This window comes from Pseudomonas sp. R3-18-08, from assembly GCF_003852065.1.
Lineage (GTDB): Bacteria > Pseudomonadota > Gammaproteobacteria > Pseudomonadales > Pseudomonadaceae > Aquipseudomonas.
On the sequence record NZ_CP027729.1, the window covers coordinates 1992387 to 2014456 of the forward strand.

Annotated in this window: 17 protein-coding genes and 1 rRNA gene; 6 read left to right on the forward strand and 12 right to left on the reverse strand. The window is 62.7% G+C overall.

Annotated features, from left to right (window positions below; translation table 11 throughout):
* Window positions 1-11: 11 nt before the first annotated feature.
* Both rrf and mrdA read left to right on the forward strand, forming a co-directional pair.
* Window positions 12-127: ribosomal RNA gene (gene rrf / locus C4J92_RS09245) — 5S ribosomal RNA — on the forward strand.
* A gap of 259 nt (window positions 128-386) precedes the next feature.
* A complete protein-coding gene (mrdA, locus tag C4J92_RS09250; protein ID WP_124362069.1) occupies window positions 387-2279 on the forward strand; it encodes a penicillin-binding protein 2 in 1893 nt (630 codons plus the stop codon).
* A gap of 1 nt (window position 2280) precedes the next feature.
* On the opposite strand, the gene C4J92_RS09255 is transcribed toward mrdA, so the two are convergent.
* Window positions 2281-2682, reverse strand: coding sequence for a GFA family protein (locus C4J92_RS09255; RefSeq protein WP_124403620.1), 402 nt, complete (start codon window positions 2680-2682; stop codon window positions 2281-2283).
* A 100-nt stretch (window positions 2683-2782) separates the two neighbouring features.
* On the opposite strand from C4J92_RS09255, the gene C4J92_RS09260 reads away from it, so the two are divergent.
* Window positions 2783-3250, forward strand: a complete 468-nt coding sequence (locus C4J92_RS09260) for an SRPBCC family protein (RefSeq protein WP_124403621.1) — start codon at window positions 2783-2785, stop codon at window positions 3248-3250.
* Window positions 3251-3293: 43 nt separating this feature from the next.
* Here C4J92_RS09260 and C4J92_RS09265 read toward each other — a convergent pair whose 3' ends face one another.
* Window positions 3294-5495 carry a TonB-dependent siderophore receptor gene (locus C4J92_RS09265; protein ID WP_124403622.1) on the reverse strand — a complete coding sequence of 734 codons (2202 nt, stop codon included), beginning with the start codon at window positions 5493-5495 and terminating at the stop codon, window positions 3294-3296.
* A 207-nt stretch (window positions 5496-5702) separates the two neighbouring features.
* On the opposite strand from C4J92_RS09265, the gene C4J92_RS09270 reads away from it, so the two are divergent.
* The 3 genes from C4J92_RS09270 to C4J92_RS09280 all read left to right on the forward strand — a co-directional run bounded on the left by C4J92_RS09270 (window position 5703) and on the right by C4J92_RS09280 (window position 9466).
* Window positions 5703-8060, forward strand: a complete 2358-nt coding sequence (locus C4J92_RS09270) for a DNA polymerase II (protein ID WP_124403623.1) — start codon at window positions 5703-5705, stop codon at window positions 8058-8060.
* A gap of 48 nt (window positions 8061-8108) precedes the next feature.
* Window positions 8109-8741 carry a glutathione S-transferase N-terminal domain-containing protein gene (locus C4J92_RS09275; RefSeq protein WP_124403624.1) on the forward strand — a complete coding sequence of 211 codons (633 nt, stop codon included), beginning with the start codon at window positions 8109-8111 and terminating at the stop codon, window positions 8739-8741.
* Between the two features lie 152 nt (window positions 8742-8893).
* Window positions 8894-9466: a DUF4174 domain-containing protein gene (locus C4J92_RS09280; protein ID WP_124366507.1), complete on the forward strand. Its 573-nt coding sequence runs from the start codon at window positions 8894-8896 to the stop codon at window positions 9464-9466.
* 147 nt (window positions 9467-9613) lie between these two features.
* On the opposite strand, the gene C4J92_RS09285 is transcribed toward C4J92_RS09280, so the two are convergent.
* From C4J92_RS09285 to C4J92_RS09330, 10 genes are read right to left on the reverse strand one after another with little or no spacing between them, the layout of a single operon-like run.
* Window positions 9614-10657 carry an acyltransferase family protein gene (locus C4J92_RS09285; protein ID WP_124403625.1) on the reverse strand — a complete coding sequence of 348 codons (1044 nt, stop codon included), beginning with the start codon at window positions 10655-10657 and terminating at the stop codon, window positions 9614-9616.
* A 22-nt stretch (window positions 10658-10679) separates the two neighbouring features.
* A complete protein-coding gene (locus tag C4J92_RS09290; protein ID WP_124403626.1) occupies window positions 10680-12089 on the reverse strand; it encodes a lipid II flippase MurJ in 1410 nt (469 codons plus the stop codon).
* Window positions 12089-13522, reverse strand: coding sequence for an O-antigen ligase (locus C4J92_RS09295; RefSeq protein WP_124403627.1), 1434 nt, complete (start codon window positions 13520-13522; stop codon window positions 12089-12091). Before C4J92_RS09295 ends, C4J92_RS09290 begins: the two co-directional genes overlap by 1 nt.
* Window positions 13519-14622, reverse strand: a complete 1104-nt coding sequence (locus C4J92_RS09300) for a glycosyltransferase family 1 protein (protein WP_124403628.1) — start codon at window positions 14620-14622, stop codon at window positions 13519-13521. The genes C4J92_RS09295 and C4J92_RS09300 overlap by 4 nt, the downstream gene beginning before the upstream one ends.
* Complete coding sequence (locus tag C4J92_RS09305; RefSeq protein ID WP_124403629.1) at window positions 14613-15830, reverse strand: glycosyltransferase family 4 protein; 1218 nt, start codon at window positions 15828-15830, stop codon at window positions 14613-14615. Before C4J92_RS09305 ends, C4J92_RS09300 begins: the two co-directional genes overlap by 10 nt.
* A gap of 8 nt (window positions 15831-15838) precedes the next feature.
* Entirely contained in the window at window positions 15839-17167 is a 1329-nt protein-coding gene (locus tag C4J92_RS09310; protein WP_124403630.1) for a cellulase family glycosylhydrolase, read from the reverse strand.
* On the reverse strand, window positions 17157-18347 hold the full coding sequence (locus tag C4J92_RS09315) for a glycosyltransferase (RefSeq protein ID WP_124403631.1): 1191 nt from the start codon (window positions 18345-18347) through the stop codon (window positions 17157-17159). Before C4J92_RS09315 ends, C4J92_RS09310 begins: the two co-directional genes overlap by 11 nt.
* Window positions 18347-20338, reverse strand: a complete 1992-nt coding sequence (locus tag C4J92_RS09320; RefSeq protein WP_124403632.1) for an exopolysaccharide transport family protein — start codon at window positions 20336-20338, stop codon at window positions 18347-18349. The genes C4J92_RS09315 and C4J92_RS09320 overlap by 1 nt, the downstream gene beginning before the upstream one ends.
* A gap of 14 nt (window positions 20339-20352) precedes the next feature.
* Complete coding sequence (locus tag C4J92_RS09325; protein WP_124403633.1) at window positions 20353-21129, reverse strand: polysaccharide biosynthesis/export family protein; 777 nt, start codon at window positions 21127-21129, stop codon at window positions 20353-20355.
* A gap of 29 nt (window positions 21130-21158) precedes the next feature.
* Window positions 21159-22070 (reverse strand): glycosyltransferase family 2 protein, encoded by a 912-nt coding sequence (locus C4J92_RS09330; protein WP_124403634.1) that lies wholly within the window; start codon window positions 22068-22070, stop codon window positions 21159-21161.

A 22070-nucleotide genomic window follows, 5' to 3' on the forward strand; every position in this document is an offset into this window, starting at 1 on the left:
TACCCGAATTTCTTGACGACCATAGAGCATTGGAACCACCTGATCCCATCCCGAACTCAGTAGTGAAACGATGCATCGCCGATGGTAGTGTGGGGTTTCCCCATGTGAGAGTAGGTCATCGTCAAGATTAAATTCCGAAACCCCATTTGCGAAAGCAGATGGGGTTTTGTTTTGGGCGGTTGAAAATACGACGGCTCTCCCAATGCGCACCATCACAGCGCGTTCGCCGCCCTTGCCTCACTTTCTCAATGATGAAATAACCCGCCGTTAAGGGAAATCGATACAAAGTGTTTCTGCATTTTTGGTATGGTGCAGCACATTTTCACAAGGATTGGCCCTTATCCGCAGGATGCGGCGTCGACCTTTTTCAACGAGATGCTGTAGAAATGCCTGAACCGATACCCATCAAGGACCACGAAAAAGAACACCGTCTGGTCAACAAACGTTTGCTCGCCTGTGCACTCCTGGTGATTGGCATCACCTGCGCCTTGGTGGGGCGCATGTACTTCCTGCAGGTCGTGCAATACGACTATCACGCCACCATTTCTGAAAACAATCGCGTTCACGTGCTGCCCATCACCCCTACGCGCGGTTTGATCTATGACCGCAACGGCGTGGTCCTGGCTGACAACCGACCCAGCTATAACCTGACCATTACCCGCGAACGCACCACCGACCTCAAGGGAGAGTTGGACGCGATCGTCAGTCTGTTGCACCTGCCCGCCGAAGATCGTGCCGTGTTCGATAAAGCGCTCAAGCAGGCTCGCCATCCGTTCGTCCCTGTCACGCTGTTCTACGAGCTGACCGAAGAGCAGATTGCCGTTCTGGCCGTCAACGAGTTCCGTCTACCGGGTGTAGACGTTGAACCTCAGTTCGTCCGCCACTACCCGTTGGGTGCGCACTTCGCTCACTCCATCGGCTACGTTGGACGAATCAATGAGAAAGAATCCAAGGCCCTCGATTCGGTGGAATACCGCGGCACCCAGTCTATTGGCAAAACCGGTATCGAACGCTTCTACGAGTCTGAACTGCATGGTCACGTGGGTTATGAAGAAGTCGAAACCAACGCCCAAGGACGGGTATTGCGCGTGCTCAAGCACACTGATCCTATCCCCGGCAAAAACATTGTCCTGAGCCTCGACGTCAAGCTCCAGGAAGCCGCCGAAGAAGCCCTGGGTGACCGCCGTGGCTCGGTGGTTGCCCTGGACCCGCAAACCGGTGAAGTGCTGGCCATGGTCAGCAAGCCGAGTTTCGACCCGAACCTGTTCGTCACCGGTATCAGCTTCAAGGAATATGCCGCGCTGCATGATTCCATTGATCGCCCGCTGTTCAACCGCGTGCTGCGCGGGCTGTATGCGCCCGGTTCAACCATCAAGCCTGAAGTGGCCATCGCAGGGCTCGACAGCGGCGTTGTCACCCCGCAAACCCGCGTGTTTGATCCCGGTTACTACCAGTTGCCGGACTTCGATCACAAATACCGCAACTGGAACCACAGTGGCGACGGCTGGGTAGACATGGACGCCGCCATCATGCGTTCCAATGACACCTACTTCTATGACCTGGCCCACAAGCTCGGCATCGATCGGCTGCATGATTACCTGGCCGAATTCGGCCTGGGTCAGAAGGTGTCCCTGGACATGTTCGAAGAATCCGCCGGCCTGATGCCGTCCCAGGCCTGGAAGCGCGCGACGCGTCGCCAGCCCTGGTTCCCGGGCGAAACCGTGATCCTGGGTATCGGCCAGGGTTATATGCAAGTCACGCCGCTGCAACTGGCCCAAGCCACTGCGCTGATCGCCAATAAGGGTGTATGGAACCGCCCGCACCTGGCCAAGACCATCAACGGCGTGCCTCCGGTGGATGAGAATCCGATGCCCAACGTAGTGCTCAAGGATCCGCGTGATTGGGAACAGGTCAACCACGGCATGCAATTGGTAATGCACGACCCGCGCGGTATCGCTCGGGCCGCCGCGCAGGGTGCCCAATATCGCATCGCCGGCAAGAGCGGTACCGCGCAGGTGGTGGCGATCAAGCAGGGGGAGCGTTACAACCGCAACAAGACCCTGGAGCGTCACCGCGACAACGCCTTGTTTGTTGGCTTTGCGCCAGCCGAACACCCGAAGATCGTGATTTCAGTGATGATTGAAAACGGTGAGGCCGGTGGCCGTGTAGCCGGCCCGGTGGTGCGACAGATCATGGACGCCTGGCTGCTCGACCAGGAGGGTCACCTGAAGCCCCAATATGCGACGCCGGCCAAAGCGCCCGGCGATCCGCACGTTTAAATCACACCTGCCATTCGCCCCAGCGCTCTATGTCGTCATAAGCGAGCCAGGGCACATCATGGGCTGTCCAGATATGCGCGGTGGGCCTGGCGCCCGGATCATCGTCCAGCGTCGCCACCCGCACGATGACGTGGGGCTGGTGCGCGCGCTCGGCGATCAAATGCGAGCCACAGCGCGAACAGAAATGGCGCCGTTTGCCTGGCGATGACTCAAACGACGACAGCAATTCTTCACCGTGCGTCCAGCGAAAGTGCTCGCGCATCACCCCGGCCGTGGCGACAAAGGCTGCCGCATGCGCCTTGCGACAGCTGCCGCAATGGCAGTGACTGATGGGCATGTCCAAACGCTCCACCCGATAGCACACACCTTTACACAAGCAACTTCCATTCAACGGTTCAGTCATAACTTATGGCCAGGTCAAGGATGGGGGTCATCATCATTGCGCATAACCAAAGGTTGCGCATTGGTCGATGTCGCCTAGTGTTCAATGGAGGAGGTGACTTATGCACGTATTAGATCGCATCGAACGGAAAGTTCTGCTCAACGCATCGCGTAAACACGTCTGGGAAGCACTCACGAATGCCGAGCAATTTGGCGAGTGGTTCGGTATTGCCCTCAAGGAAAAAACCTTTGTTGCCGGAGAAACCATCGAAGCGCCGATCACGTACCCAGGCTACGAACATGTGGTGTGGAAGGCCAGGATCGAACGTATTCTGCCGCAAACCCTGTTTTCCTTCTGGTGGCATCCCTTTGCGGTAGAGAAAGACGTCGACTATGATCAGGAAACCCCGACGCTGGTGGAGTTCACCATCGAGGATCGCGCGCCGGGCATTTTGTTGCGGGTGGTCGAGTCCGGTTTCGACAAGGTGCCACAGGCCAGGCGCCTGAAAGCGTTCAAGATGAACTCCCGTGGCTGGGACGAGCAGATGGGCAATATCGAAAACTATCTGGACAAGGCCCGGCGAGCCTGACGCTGGGCATCATGATGGATGCCCAGCGTCAGCCACCGTGACGTTAGAAATCGATCGTCGCCGACAGCTTCGCCACCCGCGGATCACCCTGGCTGAGGAAACCGCCCTGGGCCGATTCCCAGTATTTTTCGTTGGCAACGTTCTCCAGCGTAGCGCCGAGTGTCACCTCACGCTTGTCCAGCGCAAAGGTGTAGCGCGCGCCCACGTCGAAGCGGTTCCAGGCCGGCAGGCTCAGGTTGTTCGCCGCGTCGGCATATTGGCCGCCGGTGCGCAGCATGCGACCATTGAGGCTCACGCCTTGCAGGCCGGGCACGTCCCAATCCACGCCGGCGTTGAGTTGGAATGAAGGGACACCAATGGCGCGGTTGCCGTCGTTGGCACCGTTGAGGGTGCCCTTGAGTTCCGTCTTCATCAGCGTCACCCCACCCAACAGGCGCAGGCCGCTCATCGGTTCGCCGAACACGTTCAGCTCAACGCCCTTGTTGATCTGCTGGCCTTCACGCACATAGCGCGCCGTGGTTGCATCGATCACTTCGGCATAACCCGCGCCAGGCTGCTCGATCCGGTACACACCGAGGGTTGCGCCATAGCTACCCATGTCGACTTTGACGCCCGCTTCGATCTGCTTGGAGCGTGCGGGGGCATAGGCCTGCCCGCCGCCGATGATCGTCCGATCGCCTGATGTGAGCGGCGAGGTCGGGCCCTGGGCCAGGCCCTCGATGCGGTTTGCGTACAGAGACACATGCTCCCACGGCTTGAACACGATGCCGTAGACCGGCGTGGTGATCGATTCGTCATAGTTGGCCGTGCGCGTACCGCTCATGTAGTTGTAACCCTGCACCACCATTTGCTGACGACGCGCGCCCAGCGTCACCAACAAACGGTCATCGAAGAAGCCAAACGTGTCGGATACTGCAGCGCTGCGCACAAAGGTCTTGCCGGTAATGGACGGGTCGCTGAAGTCGGTGCCAGGGGTGTTGCGCGGCGTGTTGAGCGTGGGCGGTGCGCCGGTCACCGGGCTGTAAATATTGGTCGCGCTGGGTGAGCCGTTGAACACATAAGCGTTGCGCGCCTGGGTCCAAATGCCGGCGAGGCCGACGTTGAGTCGATGGCTCACGGGGCCGGTCTGGAATGTGCCGTTCAAGCCGGCCATCACACTGGCGTTGTCTTCCTCGTGCGCGATGGTCGAGCGGCTGGAGGTGGCATTGCCCAGATTATCGGTCAGGGTAATCGAAGAATATCGGCCCATTTCTCGGCTGTGTTTGGCGCCGCCTGCGGCGTAAGCTGTCCAGTTTTCATTCAGGTCGTACTCGGCGCGCAGCATGCCCAAGGTGTCCTCAAGGTTGGTGCTGCTCCAGCTGGGTGCGTAGTTGGTATCCGCCGAAGGTGCATCCGGGACGTGGGTCGCAGTGCCCAGGAACACCGAGTTTCGTCCGCCATTGATGCGCTGCTTTTGATACACAAAATCCCCCGACAGGCGCAACGCCTCACCACGGTAATCCAGGCCGACCGCGAACAGTTTTGAACGCTGGTTTTCGTCGTCGATGCCGGTATTGCCTTCGCGCTGGGACAGGTTGACCCGAGCGCCAAACCGCTCGTCTTCACCAAACCGCTGGCCGATGTCCAGATGCTCGCCCACCCGGCCATCGCTGCTGATGTCGGTGCTGAACCGCCGCAGCGGCACCTCACCGGCGCGCTTGGGTTGCAGGTTCACACCGCCGCCGATCCCCGAACCGCCTGGCGTTACGCCGTTGATGAACGCGTTGGGCCCCTTGAACACTTCCACGCGTTCCAGCGCGTCAGTAGACATGATCTGCCGTGGCAGGATGCCGTACAAACCGTTGTAGGAAATGTCGTCGCCGTTCAACGGTAAGCCACGGATCATGAACGTCTGGGCCTGGTTGGCAAACCCCGAGGCCTGGCGCACGGACGAGTCATTGAGCAGCACGTCGGCGAGGGTTTCCGCCTGCTGGTCGCGAATCAATTGCTCGGTGTAGGAGGACATGCTGAATGGCACGTCCATGATGTCCTGGTTACCCAGTACCCCCAGTTGGCCACCGCGCGCCACTTGTCCGCCGGCATACACCGCAGGCAACGCATCGGGCGCGGGGGCTTGGGCATCGATGCGCGTCGCATCCAGTTCCAGCGTGTTACCCGTATCTGCATGCGCAGCAACGCTCAGCGAGCAGCAAAGGGCGAGCAGAGTGGGGCGAAAGGGCGCAGCAAGTCGGGCACAGAGGGGCATGATCGATCCTGACGGCGAACCGTCAACTATGAGCAAGGGGGGCAACAACGATGCGCTTCCTTCTTGCGCGGATACGACTCCGGTGCAAATGATAGTGATTGTTATTAATGTAGTGCAACAAATTTGTGAGATCACAGTTAACCTGCCGCGTTTGCCCGGATGCCGAGTAGAATCACTCCCTGAAAGCGATTCCTGAGGTGCGGTACGGTGGATTTACAGCAGGGGTTTGTCCTGACCCGGCATTGGCGCGACACCCCGGCGGGTACGGAGGTCAGCTTCTGGTTGGCGACCGACCAAGGGCCACGGTGTATTCGCCTACCCGTGCAAACCTCGGTGGTGTTCATTCCCGAGGCCCATCGCAAGCCGCTGGACTGGCTGCTCAAGGGCGAGCGCGATATCGAACTGCGTGGGTTGCAGTTGTGCGACTTCCATCATCGACCGGTCCTGGGGCTCTACGCCCGGCAGCACCGCCAGATAATGGATATCGAAAAGCGCCTGCGCGCCGCCGGGGTGGATGTCTACGAAGGCGATGTGCGCCCACCCGAGCGTTACATGATGGAGCGATTCATCACTGCGCCGGTGTGGTTCGGCGGCACGCCGGATGCCAGCGGCACGCTGCTCGATGCGCAGATGAAACCCGCTGCCGATTACCGACCGACCCTGAAGCTGGCGTCCCTCGATATCGAAACCACCGCCCAGGGCGATCTTTATTCCATCGCGCTCGAAGGGTGTGGCGAGCGCCAGGTGTACATGCTCGGTCCGCCCAACAAAGCCTGCGCGGTGGATTTCAAGCTCGACTATTGCGACACCCGCGCCCAACTGCTCGAACGCCTCAACCAATGGCTGGCCACCCACGATCCGGATGCGATCATCGGCTGGAATGTGGTGCAGTTCGACCTGCGCGTACTCCACGAACATGCCCAACGCCTGAACGTGCCACTGCTGCTGGGGCGTGGCGGTGAAGCCATGGCCTGGCGCGAACATGGCAGCCGCAATCATTACTTCGCTGCGGCAGCCGGCCGGTTGATCATCGACGGCATCGAAGCCCTGCGTTCAGCTACGTGGAGTTTCGAGTCGTTCAGCCTGGAGAATGTCGCGCAAACCCTGCTGGGTGAAGGCAAGGACATCTCCACGCCGTACCAGCGCATGGACGAGATCAACCGCATGTTCGCCGAGGACAAGCCCGCCCTGGCGCGCTACAACCTCAAGGACTGCGAGTTGGTCACGCGGATTTTCGAGAAGACCGAACTGCTCAAGTTCCTGCTCGAGCGCGCCAGCGTCACCGGGCTGCCTGCCGACCGCAATGGCGGTTCCGTCGCGGCGTTCACCCATCTCTACATGCCGTTGATGCACCGCCAGGGCTTTGTCGCGCCGAACCTCGGCGACAAGCCGCCCCAGGCCAGCCCCGGCGGGTTTGTCATGGACTCGCGCCCAGGCCTCTACGAGTCGGTGCTGGTGCTGGACTACAAGAGCCTGTACCCGTCGATCATCCGCAGTTTTCTGATCGACCCGGTGGGCTTGATCGAAGGCCTCAAGCACCCCGACGACAGCGACTCGGTGGAAGGCTTTCGTGGTGCGCGTTTCTCCCGCACCCGGCATTGCCTGCCGTCTATCGTCACGCGGGTGTCCGAGGGCCGCGAAGTGGCCAAGCGCGAACACAATGCACCGCTGTCCCAAGCCCTGAAGATCATCATGAACGCCTTCTACGGCGTGCTCGGTTCCAGCGGTTGCCGGTTCTTCGATACCCGGCTGGCGTCCTCGATCACAATGCGCGGGCACCAGATCATGCGCCAGACCCGCGAGCTGGTGGAGGCCCAGGGTTATGAAGTGATCTACGGCGACACCGACTCCACTTTCGTCTGGCTCGGCGGCGCCCACTCTCTTGAGGACGCCAGCCGCATCGGCCAGGCGCTGGTGCAGCACGTCAACGACTGGTGGCGCAGCCATCTGCACACGGAATACGGTTTGCAAAGCGCCTTGGAGCTGCAATACGAAACCCATTTCAGCCGCTTCCTGATGCCGACCATTCGCGGCGCGGAGGAGGGCAGCAAGAAGCGCTACGCCGGCCTGGTGGTGCGCGCCGATGGCAGCGAAGAGATGGTCTACAAGGGCCTGGAAACCGTGCGCAGTGACTGGTCGCCTTTGGCCCGGCAATTCCAGCAGGAACTCTACCGGCGCATCTTCCATCGCCAGCCCCATCAGGATTATGTACGCGACTATGTGCGCCGTACCTTGAGCGGCGAACTCGACGAGCTGTTGATCTACCGCAAGCGCCTGCGCCGACCCTTGCATGACTACGAACGCAACGTCCCGCCCCATGTGCGCGCCGCACGCCTGGCCGACGAATACAACGACCGCCTCGGACGCCCGCGCCAGTACCAGCGCGGCGGCTGGATCCGCTATGTGATCAGCGTCAATGGCCCGCAGCCGCTGGAAGTGCAGCAAGCGCCTATCGACTACGATCATTATGTGATGCGCCAATTGCAGCCCGTGGCTGACGCCATCCTGCCGTTCGTGAACGATGATTTTGCCACCCTGGTGGGCGGGCAGATGGGCCTGTTCTAGGCAATCGGCCACAATCCCCGTTACACCTGAAGCTTAGGAGGAACGCCCATGTACACACTCTATGGTACCGACGAATCCGGCTCCTGCATGATCGAGATTGCGCTGCAGCGCTGTGGCGTGCCGTGGCATCGCGTGGATGCCAGCTCCTGGCATGAAGGCGAGGGCAGCGAAGCCCTCGCGCGCATCAACCCGCTCAAACAGATCCCCACTCTGGTCACCCCCGATGGCCAGGTGCTGACCGAGAGCGCTGCCATCCTGATCCACCTGGGCCTGGAGTTTCCCGAAGCGAACCTGCTGGCCGGCAACCGCGCGCAGATCCTGCGCGGCCTGTTGTACATCGCGGCCAATTGCTATTCGGCCATCGGCATCATCGACTATCCGCAACGCTGGCTGGGCGACGCCGGTGAAAGCCTGCAAACGCAACTGACCACCGGCACGCGGCGTTATCTGCATCAGGCCTGGGTGGTGTTCGCCGATCAGTTTGCCGACCAGCTGTTTACGCCCGACAACGTACCCAATGCACTGGGCATCATGGCGGCGGCGGTGTCGCGCTGGGATGAAGGACGCGAGGTGCTCCGCAGTCTGGCGCCGGGCTTTGCCCACGCCCTGGAGCGCGTGGATGCCGACCCGGTCGTGGCGCCCGTGTTCGCCCGGCATTGGCCGCAGTGGCAGGTCTCGTAATCAGAAGAAACAATGCCCCCGCCGCCCGCCAATCCCTTGCGGCGCGGGCATCCTGACCTACGCTTCTCAATGTGGCGTAGGAATCATCCTTGAATTTGACTGTCGCAGACATGAAACTCAAGAACCCTGCATGGAATTCAAAGGAGGTGCGCATGCTCATCCGGTCGCTGACCCTGGCTACCTTGATGGCTTTTACGGGGCCGTTGTTGGCTGCTGATGATAATCCGCTCAAGCTGGAGATGGGCAAAACCCGCCCTCTGGTGGTGGTGGAACTCGATGCGGGTAACCCGACGTTGGCCACGCTCAGGAAACAACTGGAAGAGCCTGCCACCAAGCAGTCCTTCGAAGAGCGCAGCATGGTGTTCTACACCGTGAAGTTCGGCAGCATCGGCGCCGAGGGCGAGAAGTTCGCCAAGGATCCCAAGGACAGTAAAAAGCTCACCCCGCCTGAAACCAATGCACTGATCCGCGCGCTCAAGCTCGGTGTCGGCAGCGGCACCAAGGTGATCCTGATCGGCAAGGATGGCGAGAAGAAACTCGAGAAGACCGTGCCGCCCGATAGCCTTGATCTCAAAGAGTTCTTCAGTGCCATCGACCAGATGCCGATGGCCGAGAAAGAAGCGGCGGCGGCGCCGGAGCCTGCGCCCGTTGCACCTGCACCGGCCAAGGGCGCCAAACCGGTCAAACCCGGCAGCAAGCCGGCGCCGCAACCCCTCGACGATTAAAATTCATAGCCCTGTAGGAGCGAGCTTGCTCGCGAAGAACTCAGGGCCACCACGTTTATCCAGAATGAGCGCGGTGCCTGGGGGTTTTTCGCGAGCAAGCTCGCTCCTACATCAGGGCTAGCCGCTGCACGTCAGCTAGACGCGCAATCAAGGCTTTGGCGCTTTACGCACCGGAAACGGAAAGTAGAAAAACCGCAGGAATGCCACCCGCTTGATCACTTCCCCGATCAGCAACGGCACCACCACCGCCACCACGAAACCCACGCACGCGGCCATGAACGGATGCAAACCCAGGCGCTCCATCAGGTCGAACGTCTTGTGCTGGATCTCGCCGTGGAAGATCAACAGGATCAAGGTGGATTGGCCGATGTAGGTCATCGCCCGCGTCAACAGGGGCGACACCATCAACACCCGCGCCAGCGCCCAGCACAGGTACACACCGATCACCGCCAGCAGGCTGGTCCACAACCAGTGGTCGTAGCGACGCTGCGCCAGGTCCATGGTGTCGTGGCTGTAGAGGAACACGGCGGCGAACAGCGCCAGCGAAATCAGCAGGGTCAGCAGCGAGCCTTCGTGCCGGCGCAGCCAATCGCGCAGCAGGTAGCCGTAGATGAAGTAGGTGCTGCTGATCAGGGTCACGTCGAGGCTGAAGGGCAGGCCGGGCAACGTCCATGTTTGTTCGCCGAGGGTAACCGGCACTTGCCAGAACCACTTCAACATCCAGGTGCCGAGTAACAGTTGCGCGCCGATCAGCAGGCAAGCGGCCAGCAATGGCAGCTTCAGGCGCTGAATCAGCCGCAGCATCAACCAACTGAACAGGATCGCCACCCAGAAGTGCGGCAAGAACCACAACGCCTGCCACGGGATGGTGTCCACGGAGGCATACAGCACGCCGCCGATATCCCCCAGCAACGGTTGCCCGCGCAGCACATCGCGCACGATCACATACACCAGCATGGTGAAGAAGAACGGCTTGAGCAGGCCATCGGCCTTGCGCACCGCCATTTCCACGAATGGCTGCTCGGGCTTGAAGAACACCCCGGACAAAAAGAAGAACAACGGCAGCACGAACGACGCCAGGATCGGGTACATCAAGTCCAGCGAGGTGGCGACAAACCAGCTGTGGCCATACACGATAATCAGGATGCCAATGCCCTTGGCGATGTCCATTTGAATCCAACGATGCTTCATGTGAGTCTTCCCGAACGATCATTCACGCCTTGCGCCACGGCGTCAGCCACAGCCCCATACCCAGCAACACCACGGCGCCAGCCAGGGTGCTCAGCCCCACTTGCAGCCACACGTCTTCGATTCGAAACAACACCAGCGCCGCCAGCCCCAACAGCGCCGCACTGAGCAGCCATTGCCGCGCCCAGGGCAGGGCGCCGAGCAACGCCTGGCGCTGCATCAGCAGCAGCGCGGTGCAGATCACCCCCGCCAGCGCCGCCAGTGGAATGCCGGCCAGGCCAAACGCAAACGGCAATACGCCCAGCAGCAGCACATTGACCAGGCTGCCGAGCAGCTCGCAGCGCAGCGGCTGGCGCGTGTCGCCGGCGGCGTAGGCGTAGCGCGCGAGCAGGGCGTTCCAGGCACCGAATACCAGGGGCACGGCAAACCAGGCGAGCAACAGCGGCAGCGGCGAGTCTGCCGATTGTGCGGGCAGCAGCAGCGCGACCAGGCTCGGCGCCGCCGCCACCAGGCCAACGCCGGCGGGCAAGGTCAGCACGCTGGCGGTTTCCAGGCCGCGCTTGAGCAGGGCCAGGCGTTCATCGCCCTGGCGCCGGCTCATCATGCCCAGCAGCACTTGATTGAGGCTCATCAGCGCAATCAAGGGCAGGTTCATCAGCTTGCGTGCCAGGTTGACCCAGGTCACCGCGCCTTCCCCCAGCAGCGACGCCACCAGGCGCTCGATCAATGCCAGGCCCTGGCTGGCACCATTACTGAGTAACAAGGGGCCGATGCGTTGGCCCAACTCCCGCAAAGGCGCGAGCGACAGTTGCACGCGCCAGGGTCGCCAGCCCAGGCGCCAGAGCGACGGCAGCAGCGCCAGCGGCATCAAGCCACTGCCGACCAGGCACGCCAGCGCGAGGCTGTGCGGCTGGCTGGCGGTGCCTGCCATGGCGAGATACGCCACCGGCGGCAGGTTGAACAGCAGCGAGCCCAAGCCCGCCAGCACAAAGCGCTCGCTGGCCTGCAAAGGCACACTGAACAGCGCATGCAGCAGCAGGCCCGGCACGCACCACGCCACGATCTGCAGATTGCCGCCGGCCAGGGCCGTGGCGCTGGCCGCCAATCCCGGGCCGAGCAGTTTTACCAGCCAAGGCGCCAATAGCATCAGCAGCAGGCTGGTGACCAGCGCAATCACCAGCAACGCCGGGAACACCACGGCCAGCCAGTCCAGGCGTTCGCTGTCCTTTCTTTGCAGATACAGCGGCAACGCGGCGGCGCTCAACACGCCGCCGGCCAGTGACATGCGCAGCGCCTCGGGCAAGAACAACGCGATCAGGAACGCATCACTGCGCTCCCCCGCGCCCCAGGCCGCCACCAGCAACCACTCGCGCGCAAACCCCAGGCACAGGCCCAGCAGGGTCGCCACGGTCAGCCATACGGCAGAACCCAGCATCAGGGCTGCGCGCCATCAAGCATCGGCTTGCGAAACGCCAACGCCTTGACCTGGGGCAGGCGCGCCGGGAACAAGCGCCGCGCCTCCAGTACGTTAATCCCCACCATCAGCCAGAACAGCGCCACCATCACCACGGCAAAGCTGAAGTAGTGGTCAAACAAACCGCTGACCAGCGCCGACAGAATCCCGGCGGTGCTGCCCAGCCACAGCGCGTTGTCCTTGGTCAGGCGGATCGGGCCCTTTTCCGGTCGGGCTTCACGCCACCAGCGCATGGTGACTGCGATAAACAACAGCATGCCGACAACGCCGGTCTTGTAGATGAAGTTCAGCCACAGGTTGGAGATCCCCAGCAAGTGCGTGCCCGGTACTGGCGGGTCGACCTTGAAACCGATGCCGAACGGGTACGCTGCCACAGCCTGCGGGAACATGCGGTACTCGTCGAAACGCACTTCGGTACTGGCGTTGCTCGTGGAGAAGATGGTCGCCAGGCGTTCCTGCAACGGCGGATAAGCCATCACCAACGCCACGGTCAGCGCCGCGCCGATCATCAATAAACGTCCGGTGTAAGGCACACGTCGCGTGGCCAGCCACATCAGCACCAGCGCCAGGCTGACCATCGCCCCGCGGCTACTGGCCAACAGCAACGCCGCCGCGCCCAGGCAGGCTACGCTCAGGCCCAGTGCGCGTTTCCAACCTTGTTCGGTCATGCCGTAGCAGAACGCCAACGGCAGCAGCAGTGCCATGATTCCGCCAATGGCATTCGGGTGCATCCACGGCGAGCCCATGCGTGACGACATGGCTTCCAGGCCGAATTTCAACGTGTCGAAGTTGCCGTAGTTGAGCAGCGCCAGGATCGGCGCAATCCCCGCCCCGGAGCGTGTGCGCACGAACACCGCAATCGACATCACCAGCATCGCCAGGGTGCCCAGCAGCAGGGCGATCACCAGGCTTTCACGGTGTTTGTAGTCCACCAGCAGCTTGGCCGTGAGAAATACTCCCGAGAGGTTCAGCAACCAGCGCAGCCAGTTGGCCACGCCGCTGCTTTCGGCGTGGATGCTGACCTGGCCGACGATAAACGGGAACACGCTGAACAGCATCAGCCACAGCAGCATCTGGTCGGTGGGGCGAAGCGCCAAGCGCGGCGCGTCCGGCAGGCGCGACAGAAAACCGTGCCACAGCACCGCGCCCCAGGTCAGCGCAAGAATGGCTTCGCTCACCGTACTGCGGATGCCCAGATTAAGCGTGGAGTAGGGCATGAAGGTCGCGACCAGGGCGAACAGCAGCAAGCCCCAGAAGGGAAAGCGCAGGATGGTCACGGCCGCCGCCAGGCCGATCACGGCGAGAAACGCCTTGGCCGGTGACAGCGCCAGCGCGACCACACCAAACAGCACGCCGAAGAGGATCGCGACGAGGCTTGCCAGGGAGAGTCTCATTTCAGTTCCTCGATCAGTTCGGCCAGGCGCCGGCGATAGGCGTGTTGGTTAAAGCGTTCGGCCCATCGGCGGTGGTGTTCGGGCGTGGTTTCATCGGCGCGCTCACCCAGGTTCAGCATCAACTGGACCAACGCGGGGCCATCGGTGGGTGAAAAGCGCGGCGCCGACGGCGGGGTGATTTCGTCCAGTGAGGTGCCGCTGGCCACGGCGACCGGGGTGCCGACGCTCAGCGCTTCAATCACCGGCAAACCGAAACCTTCAGCGTAGGACGGTTGCCACACGCGTGACGCCTGGCGGTACAGCGCCTGCAACTCGGCATCGGATACGCCACTCAACGCATGAATCCCCGGCAGTTGGCGCTGGGCTTCGGGCAAATGCTCAAGGCTGCCCACCAGGACCAGTTCCGGCACGCTGGGGGAGTCGCGCCGCGCCTGTTGCCAGGCATCCACCAGGAACGGCACGTTCTTGCGCAGTTCACGGGTGCCGACCAGCAGCCAGAAGCCTGTGGGCAATTGGCGCGCGGACAGGTCCGCCGGTGGTTCATTGAAGCCCTCCACCTGATTGGGCAGGACGCGAACCTTGCCCGCCGCCTGGGGAAATAACCGCACGGTTTCGTCGGCACTGTACTGGGAAGGCGTCCACACCCGGTCGGCGCTGCGCACCGCGTAGGCAATCGACAGGCGATCGGTGGTCTTGTACACCAGCGCCTTCAGGCGGCTGGCGTGGTAGTTGTCCAGGGTGATCTGAAACAGGTCGTGCAGCACCACCACGGTACGCAACCCTTGAGGCTTGGGCGGTAACGGCAGGCCCATATTGAAGGTGCTGATGTACAGATCGATGTGCTGTTCGCGCAGCGCGCGGGGTAAAAAACCAGCTTCGAAGCGCAGGCGATTCTGCGGCTGGTGCATCGCCGTTTTCGCGCAGCCCCAGGCCGGGCAGTGTGCCTGCAAGCGGGTTTGATCGCCCAGGGGCGCGACGGTAAATCGCTCCAGTTCGATGTCCGGCAGGCTGCGCAGAGCGCTTTCCAGCGCATACACCTGGCGGCTGATGCCTGACTGCGGTGAGGTGCCGACGGTGCGGTAATCCAGGCCTACACGCATGCGGGCTCCTTTTGATTGAGCGGCGAAAGGGTGGCGTACACCTGCTCCAGTTGGCTGGCGGCAACGCTCCAGTCGTGGGCTCGCCGCGCATAGGCGCGGCCGGCTTCACCCATGGGCGCGGCGGCTTCGGGAGCGTGCAGCAGGCGCACCACGGCGTCGGCCAGGCCGACGGCGGTTTGCCCGCCCAGATAATCCAGGCCCTCGACCAGGTCCAGGCCCGACACGCCTTGCTCGGTACTGGCCAGCGGCAGGCCGGCGGCCAACGCTTCGAGCACTTTGAGCTTGGAACCGCCGCCATGGCGCAACGGCGCGAGAAACACCGAACAGCTCGATTGCAGGTTCAACAGGTTTGGCACAAAGCCCTGCCACTCGATGCGCGGGTCCGGCCAGCGTTCGCGCCAACCGTCGGGCATGCCGAAGCCGCACACGCTCATGCGCGCTTCGGGGCAGCGCTCCCAGACTTTCGGCAGGATTTCATCCAGGGCCCATTCGATGGCATCCACATTGGGGGCGTATTCATAGTTGCCGAGGAACAACACGCGACGGGTCGAGGGGTCAGGGCGGGCGCCGGCGAAGTGATCGCAGTCAACGCCGTTGACCACCACCGGCACCGGTTTGCCGGCGATTTTTTCCAGCACCTGCGCATCGCTGTCGGTGACGGCCACCACTTGGCTGGCCTGCCGCATCACGCGACGCTCCCAGCGCGTGTAGCGCCATTGGTCGTAGCGAATGAACGGCAGCGCCCAACGCGGCAAACGGTCGTACGTCGCTGCGCCGAGCGCCGACTCAACGTTATGTTCAGTCAACACGAAGGGTTGGGATTTGCGCGCCAGGGCATCTTCGTAAGGTTGGAAGGTATAGGTGTGCTCGATCTGCACCACGTCCCAATGTTCGTTGAGCAGTTGGTTGAACCTGTCTTGCAAGGCCCCCGACAGGCCATTCACGCTGGCCAGCAGCGGGTAGGGCGCAAACAGCCCGGCCAGCAGGGTTTTCAGGCTGCGCAGTGGCCGACGCGGCAGGATGATCAACTGCTCGAGAAAGCCTTCCAGCACCTGGCGATCGCTCAGCGACACCGGGTGCTTGTCATGCAGCAGCAGCGTGATCCGGTGCCCACGCGCCGCCAGGCTGCGCAGCAGGTGGAACTGGCGCGTCTTGCCGCCGCTGGTGGCAGGCCAGGGCGAATAAGGCAGGATCCATAAAATGCGCATGGCGGGCTTCAATCCCATAACAGAATTTGCAGGTTCGACTTGACCGGGACAGTCAACCCATTGGTGCCGCTCACCGGTGTCTGTGTGCCGCGCAACGGGTCGTACAGCGTCGCGCTGGCAAGGCCGGGCAAGTGCGCGTTACCGCCACGGGCCGACCAGAAAAACCACAGTTTGCGCCCGTCGGCGCGGGTCCAGCCGATGCTGAACAGGCCGTCGGGCAACTGGTCGGCGGTGGGCGGGTCGCCGGGGGTCAGCTGCGGCCCACTGACGTCGAGGAAGTTCTTCAACGCGGTGTAGACCGGCTTGGGCTTGGCGTCGATATCGAGCAGGCCGTAGGCACGGTCGCGCACGCTGGCGCGCTGGTCGAGGTCGCTCAGGGTAAACAGGAAGATCTTGTCGAAATCCAGCGCGCTCATCAGCGCCAGGCGGCGTATCACATAATCGGCCTGGCCCTGCTGGGTGATGATGTCCTGGGCTTCCTTGGGCCCGACGTAGTTCGACCAGCCCCACTCGGTGCTCCACAGGGTTTTGACGCCGTTGCTGCGCAGTTTCTGGTTAAGCGCGGTGGTCTTGGCCACGAAGTCGAGGTTGGCCGGGTCGTTGCCCTCGGGCAGTTGCGTATAAGGGTGGTAGGACATGACGGTGTTCAGCTTGGGCACACCGAGGGCGTCGAGGGCGTCGAGCATGGTCTGGCCGTTGGGCATTTCGCTGAAAAACGCCATGCCGGCGGCCACCACCGGTTTGTTCGGGGCGACGGCGCGCAGTGCGGCGGCGCTGGCCCTGAGCAACCTGGCGTAACCGGCCGGGTCCGCCACGGGGCGCCAGAAGCCCAGCAGGTTCGGTTCGTTCCACACCTGCCAGGCGTCGACGCTGGGGTAGCGTTGGGCCAACAGGGCCATGCGGATCGCAAATACATTCGGGTCCTGCGGCGGGTACTGGTCCTGATAGGGCGCACCCGCTGGCGCGGTGGTGATAAAGGGCGCCGAGCCGACCAGGTAAAACACCGACTTGAGCTGGTTGTCCTTGAGCTTGGTCACCAACTCATCGAGGGTCGCCACCTGGTACCGGTCGGCGGCTGGCTCCAGCCGGTCCCAATGCAAGTCCAGGCGCACCCATTCCAGGCCCAGGTCCTTGAGGCGGTCGATCTGCAGTTGGTAGCGCTCGGGGCTGAACCACAGGAACTGCGCGTTCACCCCGAGGAAATCCTTCCACACCACCACCTTGTTACCCTTGAGCACATGGTTCTCGGCGTCGGCCGGGCGCCCCCAGATAAAGGCGGTCAGGCCCAGGGCCGCGACCAGCGCAAGGGTGGCGAAGTAAGTCCGTTTACGCGTCATACGGGGCCCCCGCGATCGCCTGTTCGAAAAGCTGCTTGAAGCGCTGCGCCGTCAGCGGCCACAAGCGTTCGCGGCCGATTGCGCCGGCGCGTTCGGCCCAGTCCTGGGCCAATGTGGGTGTACGGGCCAGGCGCAACAATTGCTCGCCCAGCGCGGCCACATCGCCTTCGGGGTAGATCGCGCCGTTACCGCTGGCGACTTCCTCGGCGAACGCCCGGGCATCCGAGGTAATCGCCCCACGCCCGCACGCGGCGGCCCAGGACAGCGCGCCACTGGTGCCGCGCTGACGGCCGAGCAGGCCGAGTTTTTTCGATTCGCGATAGGGCAGCACCATCACATGGTGGGCCTGGATCGTTTGTGCAATCTCGTCGGCCGGCAGGTTCAGCCGCCAATCGATGGAGCCTGCCAGGCCGAGGTCGGCGATCTGGCGGTTCAACTGCTCCAGGTAATTACCGCCCGCGCCAAACGCCATTTCGGCGGCAGTACCACCGGCCAGGGTCAGGCGCACACGGTCACGCAATTCGGGGGCTTGCTTGAACACGGCGGCCAGGGCCTGCAACAGGTCTTCAATGCCTTTGCCACGGTAGATAAAACCGAAATACAGCAGGTGCAGCGTGTCCAGCGGCGGCAGCGCTACGGCTGCAATCGCCAGGTTGGCGTGGTGGATCACCGCCACTTTGCCGGCGGGCAATTGCATCCGCTGGCTGAGGCAGTCGGCGCCCAGGCGGGTGAGGGTGATCAGCCTTGTCAGGCCACGGGCGACATGGCGTTCTTCGCGCAGGGTCAACGGGTCTGCCAGCACCACCGCCGCCTGCGGCAATGGGCTGGGCAGGCGCTGCAGCAGGTTGAGCGGGAAGGGCAGGTGCTCGCGCCGCCACACGATGCGCTCGGGGTCATGCACGGTGGCCGTCAGCGGCAGGTTCGGGTAGGCGCTGCGCAACGCGCGCAACGCCAGAAACTCCCCCAGGCGCCCGCCGCCCAGCTCGGCGTGGACCAGGTCCACGCTGTGCCAGTCGAACGCGGCGACGGCCTGCTTGATCGCCGCGCTCGTGCCCTCCACGCCGCTCAACGGTGTCAGCACCGTCACGCCCAGCTGCTCCAATGCCGTCTTGAAATGGTTCGCGTAGTCGGCGATCCCATTCTTTTCCGGTGGCAAAGGCGCGAGCAGGGCAATGCGCATCAGAACGCCCCCCGGTATTTGGCGATGGTGTGCAGCACTTTGGCCGGCACTTCGAATTTACGCCGGTTGATGATGATGCCATCGACTTTGCCGAACGCGGTATTGAGGATCGACAGCGCGTGTTCCACCACCGGCACCGTGCTCTTCTGCGCTTCCACCACCAGCGCGATCAGGTCGGCGCGCCGCAGGTTGACGAACGCATCGCGGTTGTCCAGCAGCGCCGAGGCGTCCAGCAACACCACTTCGCCCGGTGCCGCGGGCGCCGCCCCGCCGACGCGCACGGTAATGCCATTTTCCTGGAGCAGTTGGCGCAGTTGCTCCACTACGAAGGTCACCCCTTCACCGTGGCGCGCCGAGGTCAGCCCGAGGGTCAGGCCGCGTTCGGCGACGCGGTCCAACTGCAGCAGACCGTACAGCCGGTAGATGCTCGCATTGAACGCATTGGTGCCTTGCGCGGTGCTGGTGTCCAACTCCGGCAGGGTCGTCCACAGCGGCAGGCCGAACTTGCGTTCCACCAGGCCGCCATCGTGAATGCGCTGGTCGAGCAGGTAGCACAGGTAGATCACCAGCAGGCCGACGACGATGGCAAACGGGATCGCCAGCAACAGCATCAGCAGGGTTTTGGGGAAGATGCGACCTGGGTTCAGGGTCGCTTCCTCGATCACCGCGATGTTGCTGATCTGGCTGTTGTCCAGTTCACGGTCGATGCGTGATTTTTCCAGGTTGTCCACGTACAGCGCGTAGTTACGCTCGGTGGCACTCAGCTCGCGGGACAGGCGCGCCAGCTCCGGTTCAATCTCCAGGGCTTCCTTGCGTTGCGCTTCGAGGTTGACCAGTTGCTTCTGCTGCTGCACCAGTTGTGTGCGCAACGCCAGGTTATTGCTGGACTCATCGAGCAGCACGCGCTGCAAGTGGATTTCCAGGGTATTCGGCGCGCGGTTTTCCGAGCTTTGTACAGTGTTGCTTTCGGCGGCGACCTGGGCCTGCATTGCCCGAATCGACGCATCCAGGGCTTTGACCGGCGGCGCGTTATCGGTGTAGGTGCGCATCATGTCGGCTTTTTCCAGCAGCTTCTGGTTAAGCAAGCGACGCAAGTCCTGCTGCTGCGGGTTCAGCGCAATCTGGCGAACCGTGGTCACCTCCTTGGGCTGAGTCTTGAGCTGGGTGCGTGTGCTCTCAAGGGCGCTGTCCGACGAGGCAATCAAGCGCGTGGTGTTGAAGGTTTCGCCGCGCAGCACGTTGATGCGCTCGGACAAATCTTCCAGGCGATCGGTGATGCTCGCCGCGCCGATCTGGTTCAAGTGGGTCAGGATCTGCTGCTTGTAGCTCTTGATCTCGGTGGCGCTGTTGGACACCTGGCCTTCATAGAAGGCATACAGGCTCTTGCGCCCCAGGGCCTGGGTGCGTTCGTTGATGTAGGTTTCGACCCAACTCTTGACCACCGCCTGGGCGATCTCGGGGTCGCTCCACTTGAAGCTGATGTCCATCACCGTGGACCCGGCCGCATGGCTGACTTCGAAGTTCTTTTCCAGGCTCGCGGCGAGGCGTTCCACCGGCGTGGTCTGTTCAATCACGCCCACGGTTTCCAGCACCACGCGCACGCCGTCGAACACCGCGCCGATAGCGTTTTTGACGTAGTACTTGGTGCGCTTCCAGACACCTTCCGGCGGCGGCATTTTGTCGATGACTTCCAGGTAATGCTCGGCCACCGCACGCACGATCGGGCGGCCGGTCAGCAGGCGCTCCTCGTCGACAATCGGGTCGCGCTGGGTGCTGGGCATGACCAGCGCCTGGCGGTTGCTGATTTCGATCGGCAGTGTCGAATCACGCCCCGGCTTGACCAGCAGGCGCGCGGTGGATTCGAACTTGGCGGGCAGCAGGAAGGCGCCCAGCAAAATGATCACCAGCGCCGCGATGGCCGCCAGCTTGAACTCATGCCGGAAGATGAAGAACAGGCGCAGAAGATCGCGAAAAGAACGGATCTCGATCATGGGATGTCGCTCCTTTAGTTACTGCCGCCGCTGGTTCGGGTGTAGTTGTAGCCAACCCCGATCGACTTGGTGAATGGGATCAACTGGTTCAGGTAGGTATCCACGCCCTGGATGCGCTCGCCCACATTGGATTTGGGTACGAACACCACATCACCGCGTTGCAGGGGCACTTGTTTGCGCCCGTTGGGCCCGGTCTTGAGGTATTGGCTGAAGTCCAGGAAGTAGGCGCGATAGACGCCTTGGGTATCTTCGCGCAGCAGCGCAACCATGCTGGCATTGCCTGCCGGATTGACGCCGCCGGCGCCGACAATGGCTTGCTCCAGGGTATTGGCCGAGGCGATCGCCACTGTGGTCGGGTTGTTCACCGCGCCGCCGACGATGATCGAATTGCCCGGCGCCTGGTTGATGTTCACCGTCACCCGCGGCTCGCGATACACCGGCGCAAGCTTGCTGCTCAGCTCGTTCGCCACCTCGGACGGCGTGCGCCGGGCCACCTGGATCGGGCCCAGGAACGGGTAGTTGATCTTGCCGTCGCTTTGCACCGTGTACAGCGTCAGCTCATAGATGGTGCTGACATTGAACGCCGACAGGGTCGGCATTTCCCCGGCATCGCGCACGATGCGCAACTGATCGCCGATGCGGATGCGTTCCACCGCCGGCGGCAGTTGGGCCAGTTGGTCGAGGGCGCGCTTGCCGTCCTCGACGGTCTTGCCGTCAGGCGCGACGATGCGCGCGGGGGTATTGCAGGCGGCCAGGGCCATCATGGCCAGGACGAGCAGGGTTCGTTTCATCAAATAGGACTTCCTGTAGGTCATGATGCTCACCTCCAATAACCGGGGAACATGCTGATGCGCCGCTTGAGGGCGAGGGGTAGCCGGCGTTCCTGCTGGCCCAGCCGATAGCCGAGCAACTTGAACGCGCTGCGCACCAGTACTTCGGGTACGCGATGCAATGCACCGGCTGCGCGCAATGCCGCGAGTTCAGCCAGTACATAGCGTTTACCTTCACCGCCGGCATCGCCAAAGGCCTGGCGTATCCAGGGTTCGCGGCCGTAGAACACGCCAATGTCGAAGTAGCGGTGAAACTCATCCATGAGTCGGTAATCGTGGGAGTGGTACACCTGCGCGGAGGCGGCGTAGCGCACGGTGTAGCCTTCGATCAGCATGCGCGCCGCGACGTAGGCGTCTTCGCTGCCGATGACATCGGCGGGGAAACCACCTACGGCTTGCAGGGCGCTGCGTCGGTAAACGGAAAACGAGTCGGAGCTGAAACAGGTCTTGATCCCCAGCTGCGGCGCATCGGCCAGGCGCTTGCTGCGGCTGTGGGCCGGGTAATTGAAGTGGCGCGACTGCGCCCCCAGCACACCGGCATCCGGGTGCGGCAGTTGGCGACCATAGGCCACGCCGTTGAGCGGGTCCTGCTGCAGTTCAGCGAGCAGGTTGGCGAAGGTCTCGGGCGCGGCGGGAATGGCGTCCTGGGTCATGACGATCAGGGCATCGCCGCTTACCTGTTCGCTGGCCCAACGCCGCGTGCCGCCGTGGTTGAAGGCGCGGGCGTCGATCACCTCGACCCGCGCGCCGTATTCGCGAAAGCGCGCCACGGTGTCATCGCTGGACGCGCTGTCAACCACCAGCATCTCGTCCGGTTGCAGGGTTTGCATTTTCAGCGCGGGCAGCAGCCGCGCCAGGTGGCTTGCGGCGTTACGGGTCGGGATGATCAGCGAGGTGCGCAT